Genomic DNA, 22,684 nt, shown 5'->3' with positions numbered 1-22,684 from the left:
TCAGGCCGTCTATGCTCCCAGCATAGACTAAACAGCGCGGGGCGCTGTCTATCTGATACTGGAGGGACCCGCCCGGCGCAGCCGAGTGGGAGGTGAGGGCAGCGCCTGCCCATCACCCGCCCTCACCCTTCCGCCGGCTTTGCCGGCTCCCTCCCTCTCCCGCGGGGAGAGGGACAGGCAGTTACAACGTGCGCTCGCGCATCTCGACTTCGAACGTCTCGAGGAAGTCGCCCGCCTTGATGTCGACGAAGTTCGACGTGAACGTCACGCCGCATTCCAGACCGGCGCGCACTTCGGGGACATCGTCCTTGAAGCGGCGCAGCGACGCGATCTCACCCTGGTAGATGATGACGTCGTTGCGCGTGATGCGCGCCTTGAGCGCCTTGCGGATGATGCCCTCGACGACCAGCAGACCGGCGGCCTTGCCGTGCTTGCCCGCCGAGAAGACGTCGCGGATTTCCGCGCGGCCCACGACCGTCTCGAACGCTTCCGGCCCGAGCTGCCCGGCCATGCCGGCGCGGATCTCGTCGGTCAGGTCGTAGATGACGTCGTAATATTTGAGCGCCACCTTCTGCCGGTCGGCGATCTCGCGTGCCTTGGCATTGGCGCGGACGTTGAAGCCGATGATCGGCGCGCCCGATGCCCCGGCCAGCGTCACGTCGCTCTCGGTGATGCCACCCACGCCCGCGTGCAGCACGCGCGCCTTGATGAGATCGGTCGAGATCTTGTTGATCGACGCGACGATCGCCTCGACCGTCCCCTGCGTATCGGCCTTTACCACCAGCGGATATTCGATCGCGGCATTCGCCTTCAGCGCCGAGAACATGCTCTCGAGGCTGGCAGGCGCCGTGGTCGTGCGCTTCTGGGTCAGGACGCTCTGGCGGTATTCCGCGACCTCGCGGGCGCGGGCCTCGCTCTCGACCACCTGCAACGGATCGCCTGCCGAAGGGACGCCGGTCATGCCGAGCACCTCCACAGGCATCGCCGGGCCGGCTTCCTTCACCTGACGGCCCTTGTCGTCGATCAGCGCACGGACCTTGCCGCTTTCCGCGCCGATGACGAAGACGTCGCCGACCTTCAGCGTGCCGCGGTTGACCAGGATCGTCGCGACGGGACCCCGGCCCTTGTCGAGCTTCGCCTCGATCACCGTGCCCTCTGCGGCGCGATCGGGGTTGGCGCGCAGTTCGAGCAGTTCGGCCTGCAGCTGGATCTTCTCGATCAGCGTATCGAGGCCGGTCTTCTGGAGCGCGGAAACCTCGACGTCCTGGACGTCGCCGCCCATTTCCTCGACCACCACCTCTTCGCTCAGCAGGCGCTCGCGCACGCGCTGGGCATTGGCCTCGTACTTGTCGATCTTGTTGATCGCCACGATCATCGGCACGCCGGCCGCCTTGGTGTGGTTGATCGCCTCGATCGTCTGCGGCATCAGCCCGTCGTCGGCCGCGACCACCAGCACCACGATATCGGTGACGTCCGCACCGCGCGCGCGCATCTGCGTGAACGCCTCGTGGCCCGGCGTGTCGAGGAACGTCACCTTCGACTTGTCCTTCAGCGTGACCTGATAGGCGCCGATATGCTGGGTGATGCCACCGGCCTCGCCGCGCACCACGTCGGTGCCGCGAAGGGCATCGAGCAGCGACGTCTTGCCGTGATCGACGTGGCCCATGATCGTGACGACCGGGGGACGCGGGCGCAGCTGATCGTCCGAATCCTCGACCGTGTCGAGCGCCAGATCGATGTCGCTGTCGCTGACGCGGACGATGTTATGGCCGAATTCGGTCACCAGCAGTTCGGCGGTGTCCTGATCGATCGTCTGCGTCATCGTGACGGGCATGCCCATCTTGAACAGCGTCTTGACGAGGTCCGCGCCCTTTTCCGCCATGCGGTTGGCGAGTTCCTGGACGGTGATCGCCTCGGGCACCTGGACGTCGCGGATCTGCTTCGCCTGCTGTTCGCGCGGACCGCCGAAGTGGCGCTTTTCCTTTTCGCGCGCACGCTTCAGCGCGGCGAGGCTGCGGCTGCGCGCACCATCGTCGCCGAGCGCGCGGTTGACGGTCAGCTTGCCGCCGCGACGCTCGTCGCCCTTGCGGTCGCGCTGCGTCGGCCGGCTCGGCGGTGCGTTGCGCGGCGTCGCCTGACCCGAAGGCAGGCTGCGCGATGCGGCGCCACCGGTCGACGACGCGGTGGCCGCGGCCGGTGCCGCTGCGGGAGCGGGCGCCGGTTCGGGCTTCGGCTGCGGTTTGGGAATCTCGGGCCGGGCGACCGGCGAGAAGCGGCGCGGGGCCGGCATCGACGGATCACGGCCCAGCTGCAGCGTCGGCGCCGGAGCGGGGGCCGGTGCGGCGGGCGCGGGAGCGGGCGTCGGAGCCGGGGCGGGCGCAGCGGCCTCGACCGGTGCCGGCGCGGGCGCCGCGGCGACAGGTTCGGTGGTCGCTTCCGGCGTAGCGGCCTCGATCTGTGCGGGGACCGGTGCGGGCGGCGGTACCGCGCGTTCGACCGGGCGGAAGCCACGGCCGGCCGGCGTCGGCACGACGACCGGCGCCGCCTGCGGTGCAGCGGGGGCCGCCGCTACCGGAGCGGGCGCGGGGGTCGGTTCGGGGGTCGGAGCGGGCGCCGGCGCAGGCGCCGCAGCGGCGGCGGCCTTTTCGGCGGCGCGCACACGGGCGTCCTCGGCGGCCTGCACGCGTGCGGCCTCCTCGCGACGGCGTGCGTCCTCCAGCGCGTGCATGCGCTGGTCCTCGGCCTCGCGCAGCATGCGGGCCTGCCGCTCCTGCGCCGTCTCGTTCGACGGGGCGGGGCGGGGGGCAGGAGCGGGCGCGGCCACCGGCTCCGGCGCGGCGACGGGCGCCTGCACCTGAGGCTCGGGTGCGGCCTGCGCCTCACCCGGACGGCCGAGCACGCGGCGCTTCTTCGTTTCGACGATCACCGTGTTGGACCGGCCATGGCTGAAGCTCTGCTTCACCTGGCCGGTCTCGACCGTGCGCTTCACCCCCAAAGGCGTGCGCATGCCAAGTTTCGGCTTCTCGTTGTCGGTGTCGCTCACTCAAATTCCTCGTTTGCGTCTACGGCCGGTCGATGCCCGGTGGATGCGGCCCCAGATTGTCCGGGGGAAAGTCCGGGCGCCGATGCGCCCTGCGAGGCCGTTTCGCAAGGCACGGGAGTGGGTTCAGGTCCGATAAAATGCAGCCAGCGGTCGAGCGCGTCGCTCACCCGCGCGGCAGCAGCGCGGTCGGTCAGGCCGATATGTACCACATTCTCGCGGCCCAGCGCCAACGACAATATGGTGCGCGGTACAGGTAATACCAAGCCCCTGAGCGTCGAGCCTTCGCGATCGGAGCCCATCCGCCACGCCTGATCGAGCTTGCGGTTGCCGTCGATCGACGCATCCGCGGCATGGTACAGCGTCTGCAGCTGGCCCGCGCGCGCGGCGGTGATGATCTTTTCCGATCCGGTCAGCAGCCCGCCGGAGCGCGATTCGAGGCCGAGCCGGTCGAGCGCGTTGCGTTGCAGCGCATCCTCGATTCGCTGCGGCAGATCGTCGGGGATCGTCAGCACCTCGCCCTTGAACGCCCGGGCGAGGGCGCCGCGCAGGCGCTTCCTGGCGATCGCCTGTTCCAGTTCGGCGCGCGAGACGCCGATCCACGCACCACGACCGGGGGCCTTGGCACGCACGTCGGGCATGATCGTGCCGTCCGGCCCGAGCGCGAGGCGGACGAGGTTGTCGCTGCTGTCGCGATCCTGCGTGAGGATGCACTTGCGGACCGGGTCGGTCATGCGGCCTCTCCCGACGACGAGGCATCGGGACGCCGGGTCGATCGCGCCGCTTTCGCGTGCGGTGCCGTGGACCCCGGAACAAGTCCGGGGTGACGGAAGGGGTGGGGCACGGGGTTCGCCGACAATATGTCGTCACCCCGGACTTGTTCCGGGGTCCACCGGGCGGCACACCGGTCGGTATGAGAGAGCGGCAACCCTGCGTCTACATGCTGGCCAGCGGCGTTAACGGGACGATCTACACGGGCGTCACGTCCAACCTGATCGGTCGCATCGTGCAACACCGCGACGGCACGTTCGAGGGATTCACCAGCCGCTACGGCGTCGTGACCCTGGTGTGGTTCGACATGGCCGACACGATGGAGGTAGCCATCGCCAGCGAAAAGCGGATCAAGGCATGGCGTCGCGATTGGAAGAAAAATCTGATCGAGCGCGATAATCCTGGTTGGGCGGATCTCGCGGTGGCGCTTGGCCTGCCGCCGTTGGACTGATCGCGCGGCTTTCCCCCGCCGCGCCGTGGACCCCGGAACAAGTCCGGGGTGACGGTCGGATTTGGGGTGGGCGCACGTTGTCGTTCCCGCGGTCACCCGCGGGGTCGATCGCATGGCGCGAACCTGATGGAGCGCTAGCGGCTCATTGTGAGGGAACCGCATGCGCGTCCTCCCTCGGTTCGGGCCGCGGTTCGGGCTTCGGGGCATCGCGGTCGGCGAGCAATTGCCCGCCGGCGCCGTAATTTTCCGTCGACACTTCCTGGATCACGATCTGCACCGCGGCGGGGTTCTTGCCGAGGCGCGACACCAGCGAGGACGTCACGTCGGCGACGATCCCCGCCTTCTGGTCGCGGGTCGCGCTGCCGGAGATGCGGATCGAGACGAATGGCATCAGGCGTCCTCACCGTCCGCGACATCCGCGGACGCATCGGCGGCAGGCGCCTCGTCGTCGGCGAACCAATGCTGGCGGGCGGCCATGATGATCTCGTTGCCCTGTTCGTCGCTCAGGCCGTATTCGCTGAGGATGCCGCCCTTCGGCTCGGGGCGCTTCGGTGCATCCTCGTTGCGGCGGCGCGGTTCGACGCGCTTCTTCTCGACCAGTTCGTCGGTGGCGAGGTCGGCAAGGTCGTCGAGCGTCTTGATGCCCGCCTTGCCCAGCGTGACCAGCATCGCCTCGGTCAAATACGGCATGTCGACCAGCGCGTCCTCAACGCCCAACGCGCGGCGTTCCTCGCGGTTCGCGGCCTCGCGGCGGTCGAGCGCTTCCTGCGCGCGGCTCTGGAGTTCCTGGCCGAGGTCCTCGTCGAAGCCCTCGATGCCCGCGATCTCATCCAGCTCGACATAGGCGACCTCTTCCAGCGCGCCGAAGCCTTCGGCGACCAGCAGCTGTGCCAACGTCTCGTCGACATCCAGTTCGTTCTGGAACATCTCGGTACGCTCGGTGAATTCCTTCTGGCGCTTCTCGCTCGCGTCCTGCTCGGTCAGGATGTCGATCGCCTTGCCGGTCAGCTGGCTGGCGAGGCGGACGTTCTGGCCGCGACGACCGATGGCAAGGCTGAGCTGGTCGTCGGGGACCACGACCTCGATCCGCTCTTCCTCCTCGTCGATCACGACGCGGCTGACGCTGGCGGGTTGCAACGCGTTGACAACGAAGGTCGCGATGTCGGGCGACCAGGGGATGATGTCGATCTTCTCGCCCTGCATCTCCTGCACGACCGCCTGCACGCGGCTACCCTTCATGCCGACGCAGGCGCCGACCGGGTCGATGCTCGAATCGCGGCTGATGACGCCGATCTTGGCGCGGCTGCCGGGATCGCGCGCCGCCGCCTGGATGGTGATGATGCCGTCGTAGATCTCCGGCACTTCCTGCGCGAACAGCTTCTTCATGAAGTCGGGGTGCGCGCGGCTGAGGAAGATCTGCGGCCCGCGGTTCTCGCGGCGGACGTTGAGGATCAGCGACCGGATGCGGTCGTTGACGCGCACCACCTCGCGCGGGATCTGCGCGTCGCGGCGGATGACGCCCTCGGCCCGGCCCAGGTCGACGACGACATGGCCGAACTCGACACGCTTGACGACGCCGGTGATGATCTCGCCCTGGCGATCCTTGAACTCTTCATACTGGCGCTCGCGCTCGGCGTCGCGGACCTTCTGGAAGATGATCTGCTTGGATGCCTGCGCCTGGATGCGACCGAATTCGATCGGGGGCAGGGGATCGACGATATAGTCGCCGACCACGGCGCCCTTCTGCAGCTTCTGTGCCTGGGTGACGTCGACCTGCTTGAAATAATCGTCGACCGCCTCGACCACCTCGACGACACGCCACAGGCGCAGGTCGCCGCTGGTGGGGTCGAGCTTGGCGCGGATATCGTTCTCGATGCCGTAGCGCGTCTTGGCGGCGCGCTGGATCGCCTCTTCCAGAGCCTCGATCACGATGCTCTTGTCGATCATCTTTTCCGATGCGACCGAATTGGCGATCGCGATCAGTTCCGCGCGGTTGGCGGTGGCGACGGTGGCCATCTTACTTCTGTCCTTCGCTAAGGGCGTCGTTGTCGTTCGTGTCGGTGTCGTGTGGGTGGTCGGCATCCGCCTCGGGCGATACCTCTTCGAATTCGTCCGCGCCGTCGCTCGACAGCGGCGCGGTGGCGGCGAGCAGCCGGTCGGTGATCGTCAGCTTGGCATCGTGGATCGCCGCGAGGCCGACGGTCATGCGGGTGTGGCCGCGCACGTCGATCGAAACCTGATCCCCGTCGATCCCGACGAGATCGCCGGTCAGGATCTTGCGGTTGTCGATCTTCTCGACCAGCGTGATCCGCGCCTCGTGCCCCGCCCAGGTCGCATAATCCTTCGGTCGGGTCAGCGGACGGTCGATGCCGGGCGACGACACTTCGAGGCGATAGGCATCGGGCATCGGATCGCGGCCGTCCGCTTCCAGCGCATCGAACGATTCGGAGACGCGGCGCGACAGTTCGGCGCAATCGTCGATCGTCAGCTGACCGGTATCGGGGCGTTCCGCCATGATCTGCAACGTGGGATCGGATTTGCCGCCGGTCATCTTCACGCGCACGAGGTCGAAGCCCAGCGCGGTGGCTTCGGGTTCGATCAACTGCGTGAGTAGGGCGATGTCCGCCATGCAAGCTCCAGATATGCGGCGTGACCCCGCCGTGGGGATATGCGTGTTCGCCGCCGCGGGAGGGGTCCCCCGCAGCCTCTTTCACCTGACGATGTAAGAGAAGGCATCAGCCATATACGCCCACGGCGGGTTGGAAACAAGCATCCATCGCGGCTAGTCAGGCGTTCGCGTCGACAAACCGGGAGATATCCATGCGCCTAAGCCTGCTCGCCACCCTGCCGATCGCCCTTATCGCCTGTTCGGGCAACGCCGCCGCCCCGGTATCGGCGGATGGTCAGGCCGGAGAGACGCCGCCGTCGGCCAAGCCGTTTCGCGAGACGGTGATCGCCGATTTCGTGTCGCCGTGGTCCTTCGCATTCCTGCCCGACGACCGCATCGTCGTCACCGAAAAGGCGGGGCAGATGATCCTGCTGTCCGCGGACGGCAAGCGTCGGCAGACGATCGCGACCATCACGGTCGATTCGGCGGGGCAGGGCGGGTTGATGGACGTGGTGCCGGCGCCCGATTTCGCGACCAGCAAGCGCATCTACTTTAGCTATTCCGCGGCCGATGCGGGCGGCAAGGGCGTGATCCTGGCGCGCGGCCGGCTGCGTCCCGACGGCGGCGGGCAGGGCGGCGAACGGCTCGGCGAGATCGAGGCGCTGTTCCGCGCGCGTCCGTTCGTCGAGGGCAACGGGCATTATTCCGGGCGGATCGCATTTTCGCCGGACGGCAGCTCGCTGTTCTTCACCAATGGCGAGCGGCAGAAGTTCACGCCGGCGCAGGATCCGCAGGCGACGCTGGGCAAGGTGTTGCGGCTGACCCTCGACGGCAAGCCGGCGCCCGGCAACCCGCTGGTCGCCAAGGGATTCGCTCCGGAGGTCTGGAGCTATGGCCATCGCAACCTGCTCGGCATCGCGTTCGATGCGCAGGGCCGGTTGTGGGAACAGGAAATGGGGCCGAAGGGCGGCGACGAATTGAACCTAATCATGCCGGGTCGCAATTATGGCTGGCCTAACGCGTCGAACGGCAGCAACTACGACGGCAGCGATATCCCCGATCACGCGCCGGGCGACGGCTACGAACCGCCGAAGGTGTGGTGGAACCCGGTGATCTCTCCGGGTGGGCTGATGATCTATTCGGGGTCGATGTTCCCGGCGTGGAAGGGCGATGCCTTCATCGGCGGGCTCTCTTCACAATCGCTCGTGCGGGTCGACCTGGACGGACAGACGGCGAGGAAGGCCGACCAATGGCCGATGGGTGCGCGCATCCGCGACGTGAAGCAGGGGCCGGACGGGGCGATCTGGGTGATCGAGGACGGTGGCAAGTCGCAGGGGCGGATGATCCGGCTGACGGCGAAGTAACGATGTGAGGGGGAAGGCGAGGCGGACGACCTGTCTTCCCCCCGTCATCCCGACGACCGCCGGGTCGACGGATGCGAGGGCGTGCGACGCCCTCCACAGTGAATGAAGGACCTTCATGACCAAACCCCTCATCGGCCGGGACACGTTGCTCTGCATGTCGCTGTCGGCGCGGCCGAGCAATTTCGGGACGCGGTTCCACAACCGGCTCTATGAGCTGACCGGCCTCGACTATGTCTACAAGGCGTTCACGACGCAGGACCTGCCCGCGGCGATCGGCGGTATCCGTGCGCTCGGCATTCGTGGATGCGCGGTGTCGATGCCGTTCAAGGAGGCGGTGATCCCGTTGCTCGACGGGCTGAAGGGATCGGCCGCCGCGATCGACAGCGTCAACACGATCGTCAACGACGGCGGGCGGCTGACCGGATACAATACCGATTATTCGGCGGTGCGGACGCTGGTCGAGCGGGCGAGGCTGCCTGCGGGCACGCGGGTACTGCTGCGCGGGTCCGGCGGCATGGGCAAGGCGGTGGCGACCGCGTTGCGCGATGCCGGATTGACGCAGGGCACGGTGATCGCACGGAACGAGGCGACCGGGCGGGCGCTGGCCGGGTCGGTCGGCTGGGACTGGGCGCCGGAGGTGGGGACGCGGACCGCGGGGCTGCTCGCCAACGTGACGCCGCTGGGCATGGAGGGCGCGGATGCCGGCGTGCTGGCGTTCGATCGCGATACGATCGCGGCGGCCGACATGGTGCTCGACGCGGTCGCGCTGCCGCCGGAAACGCCGTTGCTGCGTGCGGCACAGGACGCAGGCAAGCGCACGATCACCGGCGCGGCGATCGGCGTGTTGCAGGCGGTGGAGCAGTTCGTGCTCTATACCGGCGTGACGCCGACCGACGCACAGATCACCGATGCCGCGGCGGTGGCGCGAGGCTGACTCCCGCTTTCGTCACCCCGGATCCGTTCCGGGGTCCACCAGTCGGCAAGGGCAAGGCGAGATGCTTGAGCGGATCGTCCCGCCGCGGAGTGGATTCCAGAACGACTCGGCGGTGACGAAGAGGATGGCGCCGCCTTGTTCGCTAAACCAATCCAGTTCGACGTCGTTGGATTGCCTGGGCGTCTGCCCGATGCACCGTTCGTGCATCCGCCGCCCCTACCTTTGACCGAAGGGAAGGCGCTTCAGTCCCGCGCGATCAAATAGTTCATGCGGGCATGGGCGATCGGTCTGGTGCGATCGTCCTGCCAGGCGATCGCCTCGACATTGGCGACGCGGGTGCCGAGGCGGGTGACGATCCCTTCCGCATGGGTCGGCTTGTCGCGACCGCCGCGCATGAAGTCGACGGTGACGTTGACCGGCTTGATACGTGCAGGCGGGCCTTTGGCGCCGCCTTCTTCCGCCAGCGCGTGTTGCAGCGAGACGATCGCCGCGACTTCCAGCAACCCCGCGATCGCGCCGCCGTGCAGGAAGCCGGGACGGCCGAGCACGTCGTCGCGGAACGGCATCTCCAGCACCGGTGCCTCGCCGTCGCGCGGCGCGAGCGTGATGCCGAGCAGGTCGGCATAGGGGGGCAGGCTCATGCCGCCGCCCCCATCGCCTGCGCATCCATCAGCATGAAGGTGCCGGCGACATGCGCCAGCGGATCGTCGGGCGTCTCGTCATAGGCGATGCCGCGGACGAAGGCGATCGAGCGGGTGACTTTCAGGCATTCGCCGCGGCCGATCACGGTGCGGCCCGGCACCGCGGGGCGCAGGTAATCGACGCGCAGGTCCAGCGTCGCCTGGGGCGCGAACCTGCCCCGCTTCACCCACACCGCGACGCTGGTCGCCATGTCCATCAGCGCGATGATCGGGCCGGATGCCAGCACCCCCGTATCGGTGTCGCCGATCAGCGCCCCGGCATAGGGCAAAGCGAGTTCGACCCACGTATCGCCGGGCGCATCGCTCCGCGCGTGATAGACGATGCCCAGCGCGCCGCCGTGGCCGCCGAACCGGTGGTTCATGAATGCATCGATGTTGAAGCCGCTCATGCGCGTTCCTCTACACGGTGACGATGGCAGCGCAACGCAGGCGTCCGGCGCGCGCGCGAAATCCGCGATGGCGCATTGCCGAACGGCCCCCTAGCGTAGCGGGCAAAAGGAGAGAGACATGAACGACCGCGTCACGCTCAGCGTCCAGGAGGGGATCGCCGACGTCCGCCTCGCCCGGCCTGACAAGATGAACGCGATCGACCCGGCGATGTTCGAGGGGATCGGTGCGACGATCGATGCGCTGGCCGACCGCACCGACATTCGCTGCGTCGTGCTGTCCGGCGAGGGGCGCGGCTTTTGCGCCGGGCTCGACATGGAGAGCATGGCGCGCGGCGGATCGGGCACCTCGCACGAACGCAACGCCCAGGGCAGCATATTGCCGCAGCACGTCACCTGGGGCTGGCGGCAATTGCCGATGCCGGTGATCGCCGCGGTGCATGGCGTCGCGTTCGGCGGCGGGTTCCAGATCATGTCGGGCGCCGACATCCGCATCGCCGCGCCGGCCACCCGCTTTGCGATCCGCGAGACGCACTGGGGGCTGGTGCCGGACATGGCGGGCTTTCCGATCTGGCGCGGGCTGGTGCGCGACGATGTGCTGCGCGAGCTGGTCTATACCGCGCGCGAATTCGACGCGGCGGAGGCGCTGGCGCAGGGGTTCGTGACGCGGCTGGCGGACGATCCGCTGGCCGAGGCGCTGGCGCTGGCGCGGACCATCGCGGCGCGGTCGCCGCACGCGATCCGCGGCGCGAAGCGGTTGCTCAACATGGCGCACGACGCCGATCCGCTCACGATGCTGAAGGCGGAAACCGAGGAACAGCTGAAGGTGATCGGCAAGCCCAACATGATGGAGGCGGTCGCCGCGAACATGGCGAAGCGGCCGGCGGTGTTCGTGGATTGATTGCCGGGGGCGTCGCATGACGATGGGGAAGACCAACCTTCGTCATTCCCGCGAAGGCGGGAATCCATAGGCGCTACCGTCGACGAGGGATCGCCAATGTCGGCGTTTATGGATTCCCGCCTGCGCGGGAATGACGAAGGGATGTCGGAAAGGGCTGTCCTGCAGATCCTACCGCGGCGCCATGCGAATGCCGCCGTCGAGGCGGATGTCCTCGCCGTTGAAATAGCCGTTTTCGATCAGCGTCAGCGCCAGCTGGGCATATTCGGCCGGGTCGCCGAGCCGCTTGGGAAACGGTACGCTGGCGGCGAGCGCGTCCTTCACCGGTTGCGGCGCGCCCTGCAGCAGCGGCGTGTCGAAGATGCCGGGCAGGATCGTGTTCACCCGGATACCCTCGCCCATCAGGTCGCGTGCGATCGGCAGGGTCATGCCGACCACGCCGCCCTTCGATGCGGCATAGGCGGCCTGGCCGATCTGGCCGTCCTCCGCGGCGACGCTGGCGGTCATCACGATCGCGCCGCGCTCGCCGTGTTCGCCCGGCGTCAGCGTCAGCATGCCGGCGGCGGATTTGGCGACGCAGCGGAAGGTGCCGACGAGGTTGATCTGGAGGAGCCAGTCGAACGCGGCGAGCGGGAAATGCTTGATGCTGCCGTCTTCCTTCGACCGGCTGGCGGTCTTCACCGCATTGCCGGTGCCGGCGCAGCACACCAGCATCGATTCCTGGCCGTGCGCGGCGCGGGCCTTCGCAAAGCCGGCATCGACGCTGTCGTCGCTGGTGACGTTCACCTCGCAGAACACGCCGCCGATCTCGGTCGCCAGCGCCTCGCCCTTCTCGCGTTGCAGGTCGAAGATCGCGACCTTCGCACCCTTCGCGGCGAGCGCACGTGCGGTGGCGGCGCCGAGGCCCGATGCGCCGCCGGTGACGACGGCGGCGGTGGTGTCGGTGATGTGCATGGTCGTGTCCCCTATAGCCGTTCGACGATCGTGACGTTGGCGATGCCACCGCCCTCGCACATCGTCTGGAGGCCGTAGCGGCCGCCGCGCGCGTGCAGCGCATGGATCAATGTCGCCATCAGCTTCGTCCCGCTTGCGCCCAGCGGATGGCCGAGCGCGATCGCACCGCCGTTGACGTTGAGCCGCGCGGGATCGCCGCCGACATGGCGCAGCCAGGCGAGCGGCACCGGCGCGAACGCCTCGTTCACCTCGTACAGGTCGATGTCCTCGATCCGCATTCCCGCACGGCGCAGCGCCTTGTCGGTGGCGAACAGCGGTTCTTCGAGCATGATGACGGGATCGCCACCGGTGACCGTCAGATTGTGGACTCGCGCCAGCGGCGTGAGGCCATGCGCCTTCAGCGCCGCCTCGCTCACCACCAGCACCGCGCTCGACCCGTCGCAGATCTGGCTGGCGTTGGCGGCGGTGATCGTGCCGCCCTCCTGCAACAGCTTCACCGCGCCGATCGTCTCGGCGCTGGCGTCGTAGCGGATGCCCTCGTCGCGGTCGTGACGGATCGTGCCGTCGGGCGTCTCGACCTCCAGCGGCACGATCTCGTCGGCGAAGTCGCCGCGCTCCGTCGCGGCGGCGGCGCGGCGGTGGCTTTCCAGCGCATAGGCGTCCAGCGCCGCGCGATCGAAGCCGTATTTGCGCGCGATCATCTCGGCACCCATGAACTGGCTGAACTGCACGTCGGGAAAGCGCGCCTCCTGCCGCGGGCTCTTCGCCTTGCCGAGGCCGGCCTTGGCGAACAGCGCGCCGGTCGATCCCATCGGCACGCGGCTCATGCTCTCGACGCCGGCGGCGATGACGACGTCCTGCGTGCCGCTCATCACCGCCTGCGCGGCGAACTGGATCGCCTGTTGCGAAGAACCGCACTGGCGGTCAATGGTGACCGCGGGAACGCTGGTCGGCAGCGTCGATGCGAGGACGGCGCCGCGCCCGACCTGAAAGCCCTGTTCGCCGCCTTGGCTGACGCAGCCCATGATGACATCCTCGACCGCGGCGGGATCGATGCCGCTGCGCGTCACGATCGCGTCGAGCACCTCGCCCGCCATGTCTGCCGGGTGCCAGCCGGCAAGCCGCCCGCCGCGCCGCCCGCCGGCGGTGCGCACCGCCTCGACGATATAGGCTTCCGCCATCCTGCGCTCTCCATAACTCTTGTTATTGTCGCGACGGTGTCGCTTAATCCGGGGCGAAGCGCAAGGGGATGGGCATGCAGGTAGCAGAAGCGGTGGCGGCGCGGCGATCGGTGCGCGGGTTCGTTGATACGCCGGTGGCGGTGGACATGCTCCGCGAGCTTGCAAGGGCGGCGGCACGGGCGCCGTCGGGTGGCAACCTCCAGCCGTGGCACGTGCATATCGTCGCGGGCGGGGCGATGGTGCGGCTGAAGGCGGCAATGGCGGGCAAGCTGCTGCGTGGCGACGTCGAAATCGCCGAATATGCCGTCTATCCGGACGGGCTGGGGGAGCCGTATAGTGCCCGGCGGTCCGACGTCGGGGAGGCGCTCTACGCACGGCTCGGCATCCCGCGTGCGGATCGACAGGCGCGGCGGCGGTGGTTCGCGGAGAATTTCCGCTTCTTCGGCGCGCCGGCGGCCTATTTCTGTTCGGTCGACCGGGGGATGGGGCCGCCGCAATGGTCGGACCTCGGCATGTACCTGCAAACGTTGATGCTGCTGGCGGTGGATGCCGGGCTGGCGACGTGTCCGCAGGAATGCTGGGCGCTGTATCCGGATACGATCGGCCGGCTCCTCGAACTGCCGGAAGGGCGGATGCTGTTCTGCGGCGTGGCGATCGGGGTGGAGGATACGCAAGCGCCGGCGAATGCCCTGCGAAGCGAGCGTGCGCCGGTGGAGGAGTGGTTGAGCGTGGTCGCGGACGGCGAGGGGTAGGCCGCACACTCTGCGATCCTTCCGTCACCCCGGACCAGGGTGTTTCGACATTCAGCCTTATCCCTCCCCGGCGGAGGCCGGGGCCCAGTTGGGGCGGGCTGGTGGTAGGGCGCATTCCAGCGTTACAGCTGCTTTCCCAACTGGGCCCCCGGCCTCCGCCGGGGAAGCAAGCTGGTCCAAATGCCGCCTTCGCAGTTGAATGTCGATACGACCTGTTCCGGGAGCACTCGGCGGCGAGGCAGACGGTGCGAGGCGCTGACACTCGCCTGCGGTTCGGTCGACCCCGGACCACGTCCGGCGTGACGGGATGTGCCGCGGCCTCGCGAACCCCTCCAGCCGTTACAGCACCACGCGTTCCGGCTTGGATTCCTCGATCGCGGCCAGCACCATGCGTTCCCAGATCGCGGGGTCGCCGGCGGCCGCCATCCTGCGATCGGGTTCGCGAAGCGTGCGCAGGACCGCAAGCGCGTCGGGCAGATAGTCGCGCCAGGCGCTGTCCACCTGATCGCCGGCGCTTTCGGTGTCGCCGCCCGCGTTCGCGCTGATCCGCTGACCGGCGAGCACCCGGGCGATCCGTTCGGCGACGGGAGTGGTGGACACGTCCATGTTGTCTCTCCTTCGGGCAAACAATGCGTCAGCACCGGGGGAGTTGCCAGCCACAATGCAAACGGCCCGGCGAGGAATGCTCGCCGGGCCGTTGCTGTCGATCGTCGCCGACGGGTTTAGCGCGAGGCGCCGGCACCCTGGCCGCGACCACCGCCGCCGCCCGAGCGGCCGCGACCGCCGCCGCCGCCGCCGCCACCGCCGCGCTGGCCGCCACGGCTGGCATTGGCGTAGTTGCGCGTGGCGGTCGGCGCGTGCGTGGCACGGGGGCGTGCCGGCTGGCGCTGGCCGCGCGGCAGATCGGCACGCGGTGCGGGATCGGCACCGATCGCCTTGACGCGGGTCGCCTTGATCTCGTTCGACAGGCCCTGGAAATTGTCGGGCAACGGCTGCACCGCGACCTTCTGGCGGGTCAGCTTCTCGATATCCTTCAGGTACGGACGCTCGTCGTCCGCGCAGAAGGCGACGGCGATGCCGCTTGCGCCCGCGCGTGCCGTCCGTCCGATACGGTGGACGTATTGCTCGGCGACATTGGGCAGTTCGAAGTTGATGACGTGGCTGACGCCCGACACGTCGATGCCACGCGCCGCGATGTCGGTCGCGACCAGCACCTTGGTCTTGCCGTCCTTGAATTCGCCCAGCGCGCGCTCGCGCTGGCCCTGGCTCTTGTTGCCGTGGATCGCGTTCGCCGCGATGCCGTTGCCCGCCAGCAGCTTCACGACGCGGTCGGCGCCGTGCTTGGTGCGGGTGAACACGAGTGCGCGATTGATCGTCGGATCCTGTAGCACGATCGTCAGCAGCGCCTGCTTTTCGGACTGGTTGACGAAGGTGACGTACTGGTCGACGCGTTCTGCGGTGGTGGATGCGGGAACGACCGACACCGTCTTGGGCTCATGCAGGAACTGATTGGCCAGTTCGCGGATCGCGGTCGGCATGGTCGCCGAGAAGAACAGGGTCTGGCGCTTGCGCGGGATCATCCGCACGATCTTCTTGAGCGCGTGGATGAAGCCCAGGTCCATCATCTGGTCGGCTTCGTCGAGCACCAGGATCTCGATCATCGACAGGTTGCACATGCCCTGTTCGACGAGGTCGATCAGGCGGCCCGGCGTGGCGACGAGGATGTCGACGCCGCGGCTGAGGTCCTGGCGGTTCTTGTTGATGCTGGTGCCGCCGAACACGGTCGCGACCGACAGCTTGCTGAACTGGCCATAGCCGCGCGCATTGTCGGCGATCTGGCTGGCGAGTTCGCGCGTCGGGGCAAGGACGAGCATGCGGCAATGCGTCGGCAGGACGCGCTTCTGCGCGGCGGTCAGGCGCTGGATCGACGGCAGCACGAATGCGGCGGTCTTGCCGGTGCCGGTCTGCGCGATGCCCAGCAGGTCGCCGCCTTCGAGCAGGATCGGGATCGACTGCGCCTGGATCGGGGTGGGATTGGTGTAGCCCTTGGCTTCGAGCGCACGGACGAGGGGCTCGGCGAGGCCGAGGTTGGCGAATGACATGACAGTGTAAACCTTGAAAAACGGCCTTGCCCGCGCGCCGGACCAAACAGGAACGGCACGCCGGTGCGGCGGGGGAAACCGACACCCCGCGTGAAAAGGGAAGCCTTGCGCTAACGACCGAGGCGGAGCCGCGGGCGGCCGAAAGCCAACCCGTTCACGCTGCATGACGCCTCGATTGCCCGGCATGTGCGCTGCGCTGCGGCAAAAGTCAAGGGCGTCGCTCGTTGCGCTGCCGTTCCGATGTGTTGCATTCCCTCAACACACGTGGCGGTTTCCGGGGTGTTCGGGTTGCCCCGACCTTCTTCACTTGACTCGGATCATCGCCCCGATACGCTCCCGACCGTCCGATAAGCCGCTTGGGAGAAGCGGCGGATTAACAGGGGTTGAAGACACAGATGGCCGATACCGTAATCCGTGGCGCCGCGCGCCGCGCGCTTCTCGCATCCACCGCACTTATCGCATTGCCGACGCTCGCGCAGGCGCAAAGCAGGCCGGCCGACGTTGAGAATATCGCGCAGAGCGGCCCGCGCCTCTCGATCTCCGGCCTCGACACGATCTCTCAGTCCGAGCGTCCCGTGTTCGCCGACAACATCGCGCAGGGCGTGACGCTGGGATCGCTGGCCGATATCGATGCGAAGATCGCGCAGAACCGCGCGCTGCCGCTGTCGTCGCTGGAGAACGAGCCGAACATCGTGATCCGCCAGCCGGGCACGTCGACGACCTCGCTCGACCTCGGCACCAGCGTCAACGGCGTCGGCAACATGACGATCGCCTATGGCAACGGCCTCGGCATCTGCACCGGCACGCTCATCAACCCGCGCACGGTGATCTTCGCCGCGCATTGCGTGAACGAGAATGCGGCGGGCGACGGCGCGCAGGACCCATGGCAATATGGTTCGGCGGGCGGCGGCATCCCGATCGCCTTCGGTTTCCAGGCGAACAACCTTCCCGCGGTGCGCGACTGGTTCCTGCCGACCACCTCGACCGGCGCGGTAAACGCCAACCAGTTCAAGACCAGCACCGCCAACTTCCTGTATAACGTCAACCAGGTCGTCTATAACGCGGACTCGCTGAAGCTCGGTCTGTCGCAGAACTTCATCCAGGCCGACATCGCGATCGCGACGCTCGACACGCCGGCGGCCAACGTGCCGACCTGGGCGCTGCTGTTCTCGGCCTTGCCCGCGCCTGCGTCGATCAGCGACACGACCGGCACCGGCTATCACGTCACGATCACCGGCTACGGCCGCAGCGGCACCGCGACGACGACCACCGGCGACACGCTGGCGGTGGATTACCGCCGCCGCATCGCCGAAAACACGATCGGCATCCTCGGTTCGTTCAACGACCGCGATGCCTTCATCTTCGGCACGAACGGCACGCTGCCGCAGAACCTGTACCAGCTCGACATGGACGATCCGCGTCGCGGCACCGCGACGAAGAGCCCCTACGATTTCAACCTGTTCAAGGACGACGCGCTGCCCAACGAGGGCACGACCGCCGGCGGCGATTCGGGTGGTCCGCTGATCCTCGACCGCGCGTTCGCCAAGCAGGTGGTGATCGGCGTGCTGTCGGGCGGCAGCCGCTTCTACGCGGCGCAACCGTTCGGTTCGTACGGGACCGAGAGCTTCTATCAGCCGCTCTATCTGTTCTGGGACTATGTCGTCGCCAACAACCCCTATCGCTATGCGCAGACCAAGGCCGGTGACGGCCTGTGGACCGATGCGTCGCGCTGGGTGACGGCGCTCGATCCCAATTACCAGGTGATCGTCAACGGCCAGCTGGCCAACGGCGTGCCGACCCAGACCGGCGCGGGCATCGCGGGCGATGCCAACAAGTTCGGCAAGGTCTGCTTCGACACCGCGACGCTGAGCGACTGCGTCGACATCAAGACGGGCATCGAATACGTCAACGGCCGGCCGGTGCCGGGCACCGGCACGACGCCGGCGGACGCCACCGACGATGCGGCGTTCGCGGGCAGCGGCATCGGCGTGCAGAACGCCAGCCAGCCGACGCGCACGGACGCATCGCTGCTGGTCGGCGGCGAGAATGCGGCGCAGGCAGGCGATGCGATCGCGGCGGTGACGCCGACCCCGGCCGCAACCCCGACGAACGGCCTGCCGGGCGCGACCAACTTCGTCCCCAACAACGTCGATCCCAACCGCGTCACCAAGACCAACGGGCGCTATTACGACGTCTCGCTGACGGCGGCTGGCACCACCACGCTGAACAGCGCGGTGACGATCGACCGCTTCACCGTCGCGGGCAGCACGGCGAAGCTGGCGGTGACCAGCGGCGGATCGCTGACCAGCCTGATGGGCGTCACGCAGGTGACCGGCGTCGTCGACAACAACGGCGTCATCAACAGCCGCGGCGACTATATGAACCTCGGCGGCATGATCACCGGTTCGGGCCGCATCAACGCGCCGTTCCTGACCAACGTGTCGGGCATGATCGCACCGGGGACGACCGGCACGATCGGCACGCTGACGGTGGGCGGCAACCTCATCCTCGCCTCGGCGAGCACGGTCCTGGTGGACGTCGGCCCGAACGGCACGTCGGACAGCATCGCCGTGGTGCGCAACACCACGACGGACGGGATCGCCAACATCGGTGGCCGCGTCGGCTTCGCGCCGGTGGCCGGCCACACGATCCGCTATAACGACGTCTATACGATCCTGACCGCCGCGGGCGGCGTCACCGGCACGTTCCAGTCGGCGGCCCCGCTGTCGGCGATCCTGACCCCGCAGTTCGTCTATTCGGCCAATGCGGTGCAGGCGCGCATCGCCGCGGGCACCTATGCCAGCGTAGTCGCGAACACGCCGATCCAGACCGCGTTCGCCGGGTTGCTCGATCGCAACCGCGCCAGCAACTACAACAACCTGTCGGGCCTGTACGGCATCCTCGATCTCCAGAACGCGGCGACGATCCAGTCGACGCTGGAAGGGCTGGCGCCGCGCACCACGCCGCTGAAATACGGCATGGGAACCGTCGCGACCGAGAACATGTCGCGCTTCTACCGCCAGCACCTCGCCGGCATCGATGCCAGCGCGCCGCTATCGGGGACGCTGACGATGACGGGCCAGCCGTTGCAGTTCGCCTCGCTGATGGCGAGCGACCTGCCGATGGGGCAGCAGACGGCGAGCGACACGACCTCGACGACGGTACGCGAGGGCGTGCTGCCGGAGAATGTCGCGGTGTTCATCGCCGGCGGCTATGTCGATGGCGACAGCCGCAGCCTGCGCGATGCGCGTCCGTTCGGCGGCCGCGACAATTTCGACGGCTTCTACGTCGTCAGCGGGATCGAGGCGAAGGTCGGCGACAATGGCGTGATCGGCTTCGGCTTCGGGTACACCAAGCTCGACGGCACCACCGGCGGCGTGTCGCAGAGCGTCCGCGGCGAGCTGTTCCAGGGAACGCTGTTCGCCAAGGCGCAGAGCCCGACCGGACAGGTGCTCGATGCGCAGGTCGGTGGCGGCGTCTTCCAGGCGAACACCCGCCGCACGGTGGCGATCGCCAACACCAGCTCGACCTTGCGCAGCCGCGACAATGCGCTGGCCGTGTCGGCGGAAGTCGGCGTGGCGCAGATGTTCGATGTCGGTGGTTTCCAGGTTGGGCCGCGCGTCGCCGGCCGGGTCAACCACATCGGCTTCACGCCGACGCTGGAAACCGGCGGCAACGGCGCGCTGCGCTTCGACAAATACGACCTGAACAGCGTGCAGGGGCGTGCCGGCCTGCAGATCGCCGGCGGCCAGACGCTCAAGCCGTTCGCCTCGGCCTATTTCGTGCACGACTTCAAGGACCAGCCGGGCGTCTTCACCGCCAACTTCTTCGGCGGCACGGCACCGGCGGGTTTCCGGTTGAGCAGCCAGGACCAGAACTGGGGCGAAATCGCCGCCGGCCTGTCCTACTCCACCGGGATGCTCGAACTGTCGGTCAGCGCCGACACGACGGTCGAGCGCAAGGACGTGCGCAACCAGGCCTATCGCGGGGCGATCAAGTTCAAGTTCTGATCGGCTGATCGACCGCTGCGCAAAGGCCGCCCCTCCAATCGGAAGGGCGGCCTTTCGTACGTCCGGGGCATGGCGCTCGCCACGACCGGTCCTGCGGGTGCGCGGCGGCGTGAAGCGCCGCGGGCCGCACGGCCTTGCAGAGCCGCACGGTAACGGCCGGTTCGCCGGACGCGATGCCGCCCGCACGCCGGCAAGGCCGGGTCAGAGCTTGCGGCCGATCACCTCCTTCATGATTTCGTTGGTGCCGCCATAGATGCGGCTGACGCGCGCGGATCGCCATGCGCGGGCGATCGGATATTCGTTCATGTAACCCGCGCCGCCGTGCAGCTGAAGGCAGGCGTCCATCACCTCCCATTGCAGGTCGGTGTGCCACAGCTTGGCCGCCGCGCCCTCCTCGTTGGTCAATTGCCCGGCAAGATGGCGGCGGATCGCCCAGTCCAGGTGCGCCCAGCCGACCTGTAATTTGGCCTTCAGCCCGGCGAGGACGAAGCGGGTGTTCTGGAAATCGAACACCACGCCCGCGAACGCCTTGCGATCCTTGGTGAAGGCGACCGTCTCGTCGAACGCCTTCTGTGCGGAGGCCTGCGCGCCAATTGCGATCGACAGCCGTTCCTGCGGCAATTGGCTCATGAGATAGACGAAGCCCTTGCCCTCTTCGCCCAGGCAGTTGGTGATCGGGACGCGGACGTCGTCGAAGAACAGCTCGGACGTGTCCGCCGCCTCCTGCCCGATCTTGTCGAGCTTGCGTCCGCGGCGAAAGCCGTCGCGCGACCCTTCGACGAGGATGATCGACATCCCCTTATAGGCGGGCTGCGCATCGGGATCGGTCTTGGCGACGACCAGGATCAGGTCGGCGTTCTGGCCGTTGGTGATATAGGTCTTGCTGCCGTTGACGACATAATGGTTGCCGTCGCGCCGGGCGGTGGTGCGGATCGCCTGCAGGTCGCTGCCGGTGCCGGGTTCGGTCATCGCGATCGCGCTGATCGTCTCGCCCGACACCATGCGCGGCAGCCAGTGCCGCTTCTGCTCCTCCGATCCGTAATGTTCGATATAGCCGACGACGATGTCGGATTGCAGCGTGAAGCCCGCGGGGACGCCGTTGTAGGTCAGCTCCTCGTTGACGATCGCGTTATAGCCGAAATCCAGGCCGAGCCCGCCATAGGCCTCCGGCACGGTCGGGCAGAGCATGCCGACCGCGCCCGCCTGTTGCCAGAAGGCCGGCGGGACCAGCCGGTTCGCCTCCCAGTCGGCGACATGCGGCACGCCGTCCTTGCGCAGGAAGCTCCGCACCGTCTGGCGGAACGCCTCATGATCCTCGTCATAGGCGAACCGCCCCGCGACATCGTCGAGCGTCATCTCTCTCTCCCGATTTTGCCGGCAGGCTGCGATCGGCTGCCGCGGGCGTCAAGCCTAAAATAACAAATGTTATGGCGGCTTCGTATCGAGGGATACTTTTCCGGTGCGCGATCGCGCGGCAGCCGATACACAGTGGGTCCAACGACAAGAGGATGCGCCCATGAAACTCGCCAGCCTGAAGCACGGCCGTGACGGCAAGCTCGTCGTCGTGTCCAACGATCTGGCCTGGTATGCCGATGCGGGGCATATCGTGCCGACGCTGCAGGCCGCGCTGGACGATTGGGACCGGTGGCTGCCGGATCTGCAGAATCTCGCGACCGACCTGGACCATGCGGTGATCCCGCGCGAACGGTTCCACGAACATGACGCCGCCTCGCCGCTGCCGCGCGCCTATCAATGGGCGGACGGGTCCGCGTACGTGAACCATGTCGCGCTGGTGCGGCAGGCGCGGGCGGCCGAGATGCCGGAAACGTTCTGGCACGATCCGCTGATGTATCAGGGTGGTTCGGACGGCTTCCTCGGGCCGCGCGATGCGATCCCGCTGGGCGACGAGGCCTGGGGCTGCGACCTCGAGGCGGAGGTCGTGGTGGTGACCGGCGACGTGCCGCTAGGGGCAAGCCGCGACGAGGCGCTGGCGGCTATCCGCCTGATCGGCCTGACCAACGACGTCAGCCTGCGCAACCTGATCCCGGGCGAACTCGCCAAGGGGTTCGGCTTCTTCCAGTCGAAGCCGGCGAGCGCGTTTTCGCCGGTGTTCGTGACCCCCGATGCGCTGGGCGACTGGTGGCAGGGCGGCAAGCTGCACCGCAAGCTGATGGTCGACCTGAACGGCCAGCCGTTCGGCCGTGCCGAGGCGGGCGAGGACATGACGTTCGACTTCGGCACGCTGGTGGCGCACGCCGCCAAAACGCGAAAGCTGGGGGCGGGCACGATCGTCGGATCGGGCACCGTGTCGAACCGCGGGCCGGACGGCGGACCGGGCCAGACGATCGCGGCCGGCGGCGTCGGCTATTCCTGCCTGGCCGAATTGCGCACGATCGAGACGATCGCCGGCGGCAAGCCGGTGACGCCGTTCCTGAAGAAGGGCGATACCGTCCGCATCTGGGCGGAGGACGACAGGCATCACCCGATCTTCGGGGTGATCGAACAGACGGTGGAATAAGCGCCGCCCGGTCC

19 protein-coding genes are annotated in these 22,684 nt (G+C 67.9%); 7 read left to right on the top strand and 12 right to left on the bottom strand.

Annotated elements, in window-relative coordinates; genetic code table 11:
- Nucleotides 1–181 precede the first annotated feature (181 nt).
- Both infB and GTH33_RS15960 read right to left on the bottom strand, forming a co-directional pair.
- Nucleotides 182–3,043, bottom strand: a complete 2,862-nt coding sequence (infB, locus tag GTH33_RS15965) for a translation initiation factor IF-2 (RefSeq protein WP_163959241.1) — start codon at nt 3,041–3,043, stop codon at nt 182–184.
- Nucleotides 3,040–3,774 (bottom strand): DUF448 domain-containing protein, encoded by a 735-nt coding sequence (locus tag GTH33_RS15960; RefSeq protein ID WP_163959240.1) that lies wholly within the window; start codon nt 3,772–3,774, stop codon nt 3,040–3,042. Before GTH33_RS15960 ends, infB begins: the two co-directional genes overlap by 4 nt.
- A 206-nt stretch (nt 3,775–3,980) precedes the next feature.
- Here GTH33_RS15960 and GTH33_RS15955 point away from each other — a divergent pair, with 206 nt between their 5' ends.
- Complete coding sequence (locus tag GTH33_RS15955) at nt 3,981–4,262, top strand: GIY-YIG nuclease family protein (protein ID WP_163959239.1); 282 nt, start codon at nt 3,981–3,983, stop codon at nt 4,260–4,262.
- A 142-nt stretch (nt 4,263–4,404) separates the two neighbouring features.
- Here the strand turns inward: GTH33_RS15955 and GTH33_RS15950 are convergent, their stop codons facing one another.
- From GTH33_RS15950 to rimP, 3 genes are read right to left on the bottom strand one after another with little or no spacing between them, the layout of a single operon-like run.
- The gene (locus tag GTH33_RS15950; RefSeq protein WP_163959238.1) at nt 4,405–4,653 is read right to left on the bottom strand and encodes a tautomerase family protein; all 249 of its coding nucleotides are present in this window, start codon (nt 4,651–4,653) and stop codon (nt 4,405–4,407) included.
- The gene (gene nusA / locus GTH33_RS15945; RefSeq protein ID WP_163959237.1) at nt 4,653–6,278 is read right to left on the bottom strand and encodes a transcription termination factor NusA; all 1,626 of its coding nucleotides are present in this window, start codon (nt 6,276–6,278) and stop codon (nt 4,653–4,655) included. The genes GTH33_RS15950 and nusA overlap by 1 nt, the downstream gene beginning before the upstream one ends.
- Nucleotide 6,279: 1 nt before the next feature.
- Nucleotides 6,280–6,891: a ribosome maturation protein RimP gene (rimP, locus tag GTH33_RS15940; protein WP_163959236.1), complete on the bottom strand. Its 612-nt coding sequence runs from the start codon at nt 6,889–6,891 to the stop codon at nt 6,280–6,282.
- 191 nt (nt 6,892–7,082) lie between these two features.
- Between rimP and GTH33_RS15935 the strand changes: the two genes are divergently transcribed.
- Together GTH33_RS15935 and GTH33_RS15930 are read left to right on the top strand one after the other, a co-directional pair.
- On the top strand, nt 7,083–8,234 hold the full coding sequence (locus GTH33_RS15935; RefSeq protein ID WP_163959235.1) for a PQQ-dependent sugar dehydrogenase: 1,152 nt from the start codon (nt 7,083–7,085) through the stop codon (nt 8,232–8,234).
- A 115-nt stretch (nt 8,235–8,349) separates the two neighbouring features.
- On the top strand, nt 8,350–9,168 hold the full coding sequence (locus tag GTH33_RS15930; protein ID WP_163959234.1) for a shikimate 5-dehydrogenase: 819 nt from the start codon (nt 8,350–8,352) through the stop codon (nt 9,166–9,168).
- A 242-nt stretch (nt 9,169–9,410) separates the two neighbouring features.
- Here the strand turns inward: GTH33_RS15930 and GTH33_RS15925 are convergent, their stop codons facing one another.
- Both GTH33_RS15925 and GTH33_RS15920 read right to left on the bottom strand, forming a co-directional pair.
- Nucleotides 9,411–9,809 (bottom strand): PaaI family thioesterase, encoded by a 399-nt coding sequence (locus GTH33_RS15925; protein ID WP_163959233.1) that lies wholly within the window; start codon nt 9,807–9,809, stop codon nt 9,411–9,413.
- On the bottom strand, nt 9,806–10,258 hold the full coding sequence (locus GTH33_RS15920) for a PaaI family thioesterase (protein WP_163959232.1): 453 nt from the start codon (nt 10,256–10,258) through the stop codon (nt 9,806–9,808). The genes GTH33_RS15925 and GTH33_RS15920 overlap by 4 nt, the downstream gene beginning before the upstream one ends.
- Before the next feature lie 118 nt (nt 10,259–10,376).
- On the opposite strand from GTH33_RS15920, the gene GTH33_RS15915 reads away from it, so the two are divergent.
- Nucleotides 10,377–11,156 carry a crotonase/enoyl-CoA hydratase family protein gene (locus GTH33_RS15915; protein WP_163959231.1) on the top strand — a complete coding sequence of 260 codons (780 nt, stop codon included), beginning with the start codon at nt 10,377–10,379 and terminating at the stop codon, nt 11,154–11,156.
- 168 nt (nt 11,157–11,324) lie between these two features.
- Here the strand turns inward: GTH33_RS15915 and GTH33_RS15910 are convergent, their stop codons facing one another.
- Both GTH33_RS15910 and GTH33_RS15905 read right to left on the bottom strand, forming a co-directional pair.
- Entirely contained in the window at nt 11,325–12,107 is a 783-nt protein-coding gene (locus tag GTH33_RS15910) for an SDR family oxidoreductase (protein WP_163959230.1), read from the bottom strand.
- Nucleotides 12,108–12,118: 11 nt separating this feature from the next.
- Entirely contained in the window at nt 12,119–13,288 is a 1,170-nt protein-coding gene (locus GTH33_RS15905; protein ID WP_163959229.1) for an acetyl-CoA C-acetyltransferase, read from the bottom strand.
- Between the two features lie 74 nt (nt 13,289–13,362).
- On the opposite strand from GTH33_RS15905, the gene GTH33_RS15900 reads away from it, so the two are divergent.
- Nucleotides 13,363–14,040, top strand: a complete 678-nt coding sequence (locus GTH33_RS15900) for a nitroreductase (protein ID WP_163959228.1) — start codon at nt 13,363–13,365, stop codon at nt 14,038–14,040.
- Nucleotides 14,041–14,379: 339 nt separating this feature from the next.
- Here GTH33_RS15900 and GTH33_RS15895 read toward each other — a convergent pair whose 3' ends face one another.
- Both GTH33_RS15895 and GTH33_RS15890 read right to left on the bottom strand, forming a co-directional pair.
- Nucleotides 14,380–14,646 (bottom strand): hypothetical protein, encoded by a 267-nt coding sequence (locus GTH33_RS15895; protein WP_163959227.1) that lies wholly within the window; start codon nt 14,644–14,646, stop codon nt 14,380–14,382.
- A 116-nt stretch (nt 14,647–14,762) separates the two neighbouring features.
- Nucleotides 14,763–16,142 (bottom strand): DEAD/DEAH box helicase, encoded by a 1,380-nt coding sequence (locus tag GTH33_RS15890; RefSeq protein ID WP_163959226.1) that lies wholly within the window; start codon nt 16,140–16,142, stop codon nt 14,763–14,765.
- A gap of 395 nt (nt 16,143–16,537) precedes the next feature.
- Between GTH33_RS15890 and GTH33_RS15885 the strand changes: the two genes are divergently transcribed.
- Nucleotides 16,538–20,152: an autotransporter domain-containing protein gene (locus GTH33_RS15885; protein ID WP_163959225.1), complete on the top strand. Its 3,615-nt coding sequence runs from the start codon at nt 16,538–16,540 to the stop codon at nt 20,150–20,152.
- 201 nt (nt 20,153–20,353) lie between these two features.
- Here the strand turns inward: GTH33_RS15885 and GTH33_RS15880 are convergent, their stop codons facing one another.
- Nucleotides 20,354–21,508: an acyl-CoA dehydrogenase family protein gene (locus GTH33_RS15880; protein WP_163959224.1), complete on the bottom strand. Its 1,155-nt coding sequence runs from the start codon at nt 21,506–21,508 to the stop codon at nt 20,354–20,356.
- A 160-nt stretch (nt 21,509–21,668) separates the two neighbouring features.
- On the opposite strand from GTH33_RS15880, the gene GTH33_RS15875 reads away from it, so the two are divergent.
- Complete coding sequence (locus tag GTH33_RS15875) at nt 21,669–22,670, top strand: fumarylacetoacetate hydrolase family protein (RefSeq protein WP_163959223.1); 1,002 nt, start codon at nt 21,669–21,671, stop codon at nt 22,668–22,670.
- Nucleotides 22,671–22,684 lie beyond the last annotated feature (14 nt).

It is taken from the genome of Sphingomonas insulae, assembly GCF_010450875.1.
Lineage (GTDB): Bacteria > Pseudomonadota > Alphaproteobacteria > Sphingomonadales > Sphingomonadaceae > Sphingomonas > Sphingomonas insulae.
Note: the sequence above shows the minus strand (reverse complement) of the source record. Positions and strands in the feature narration are given on the sequence as shown.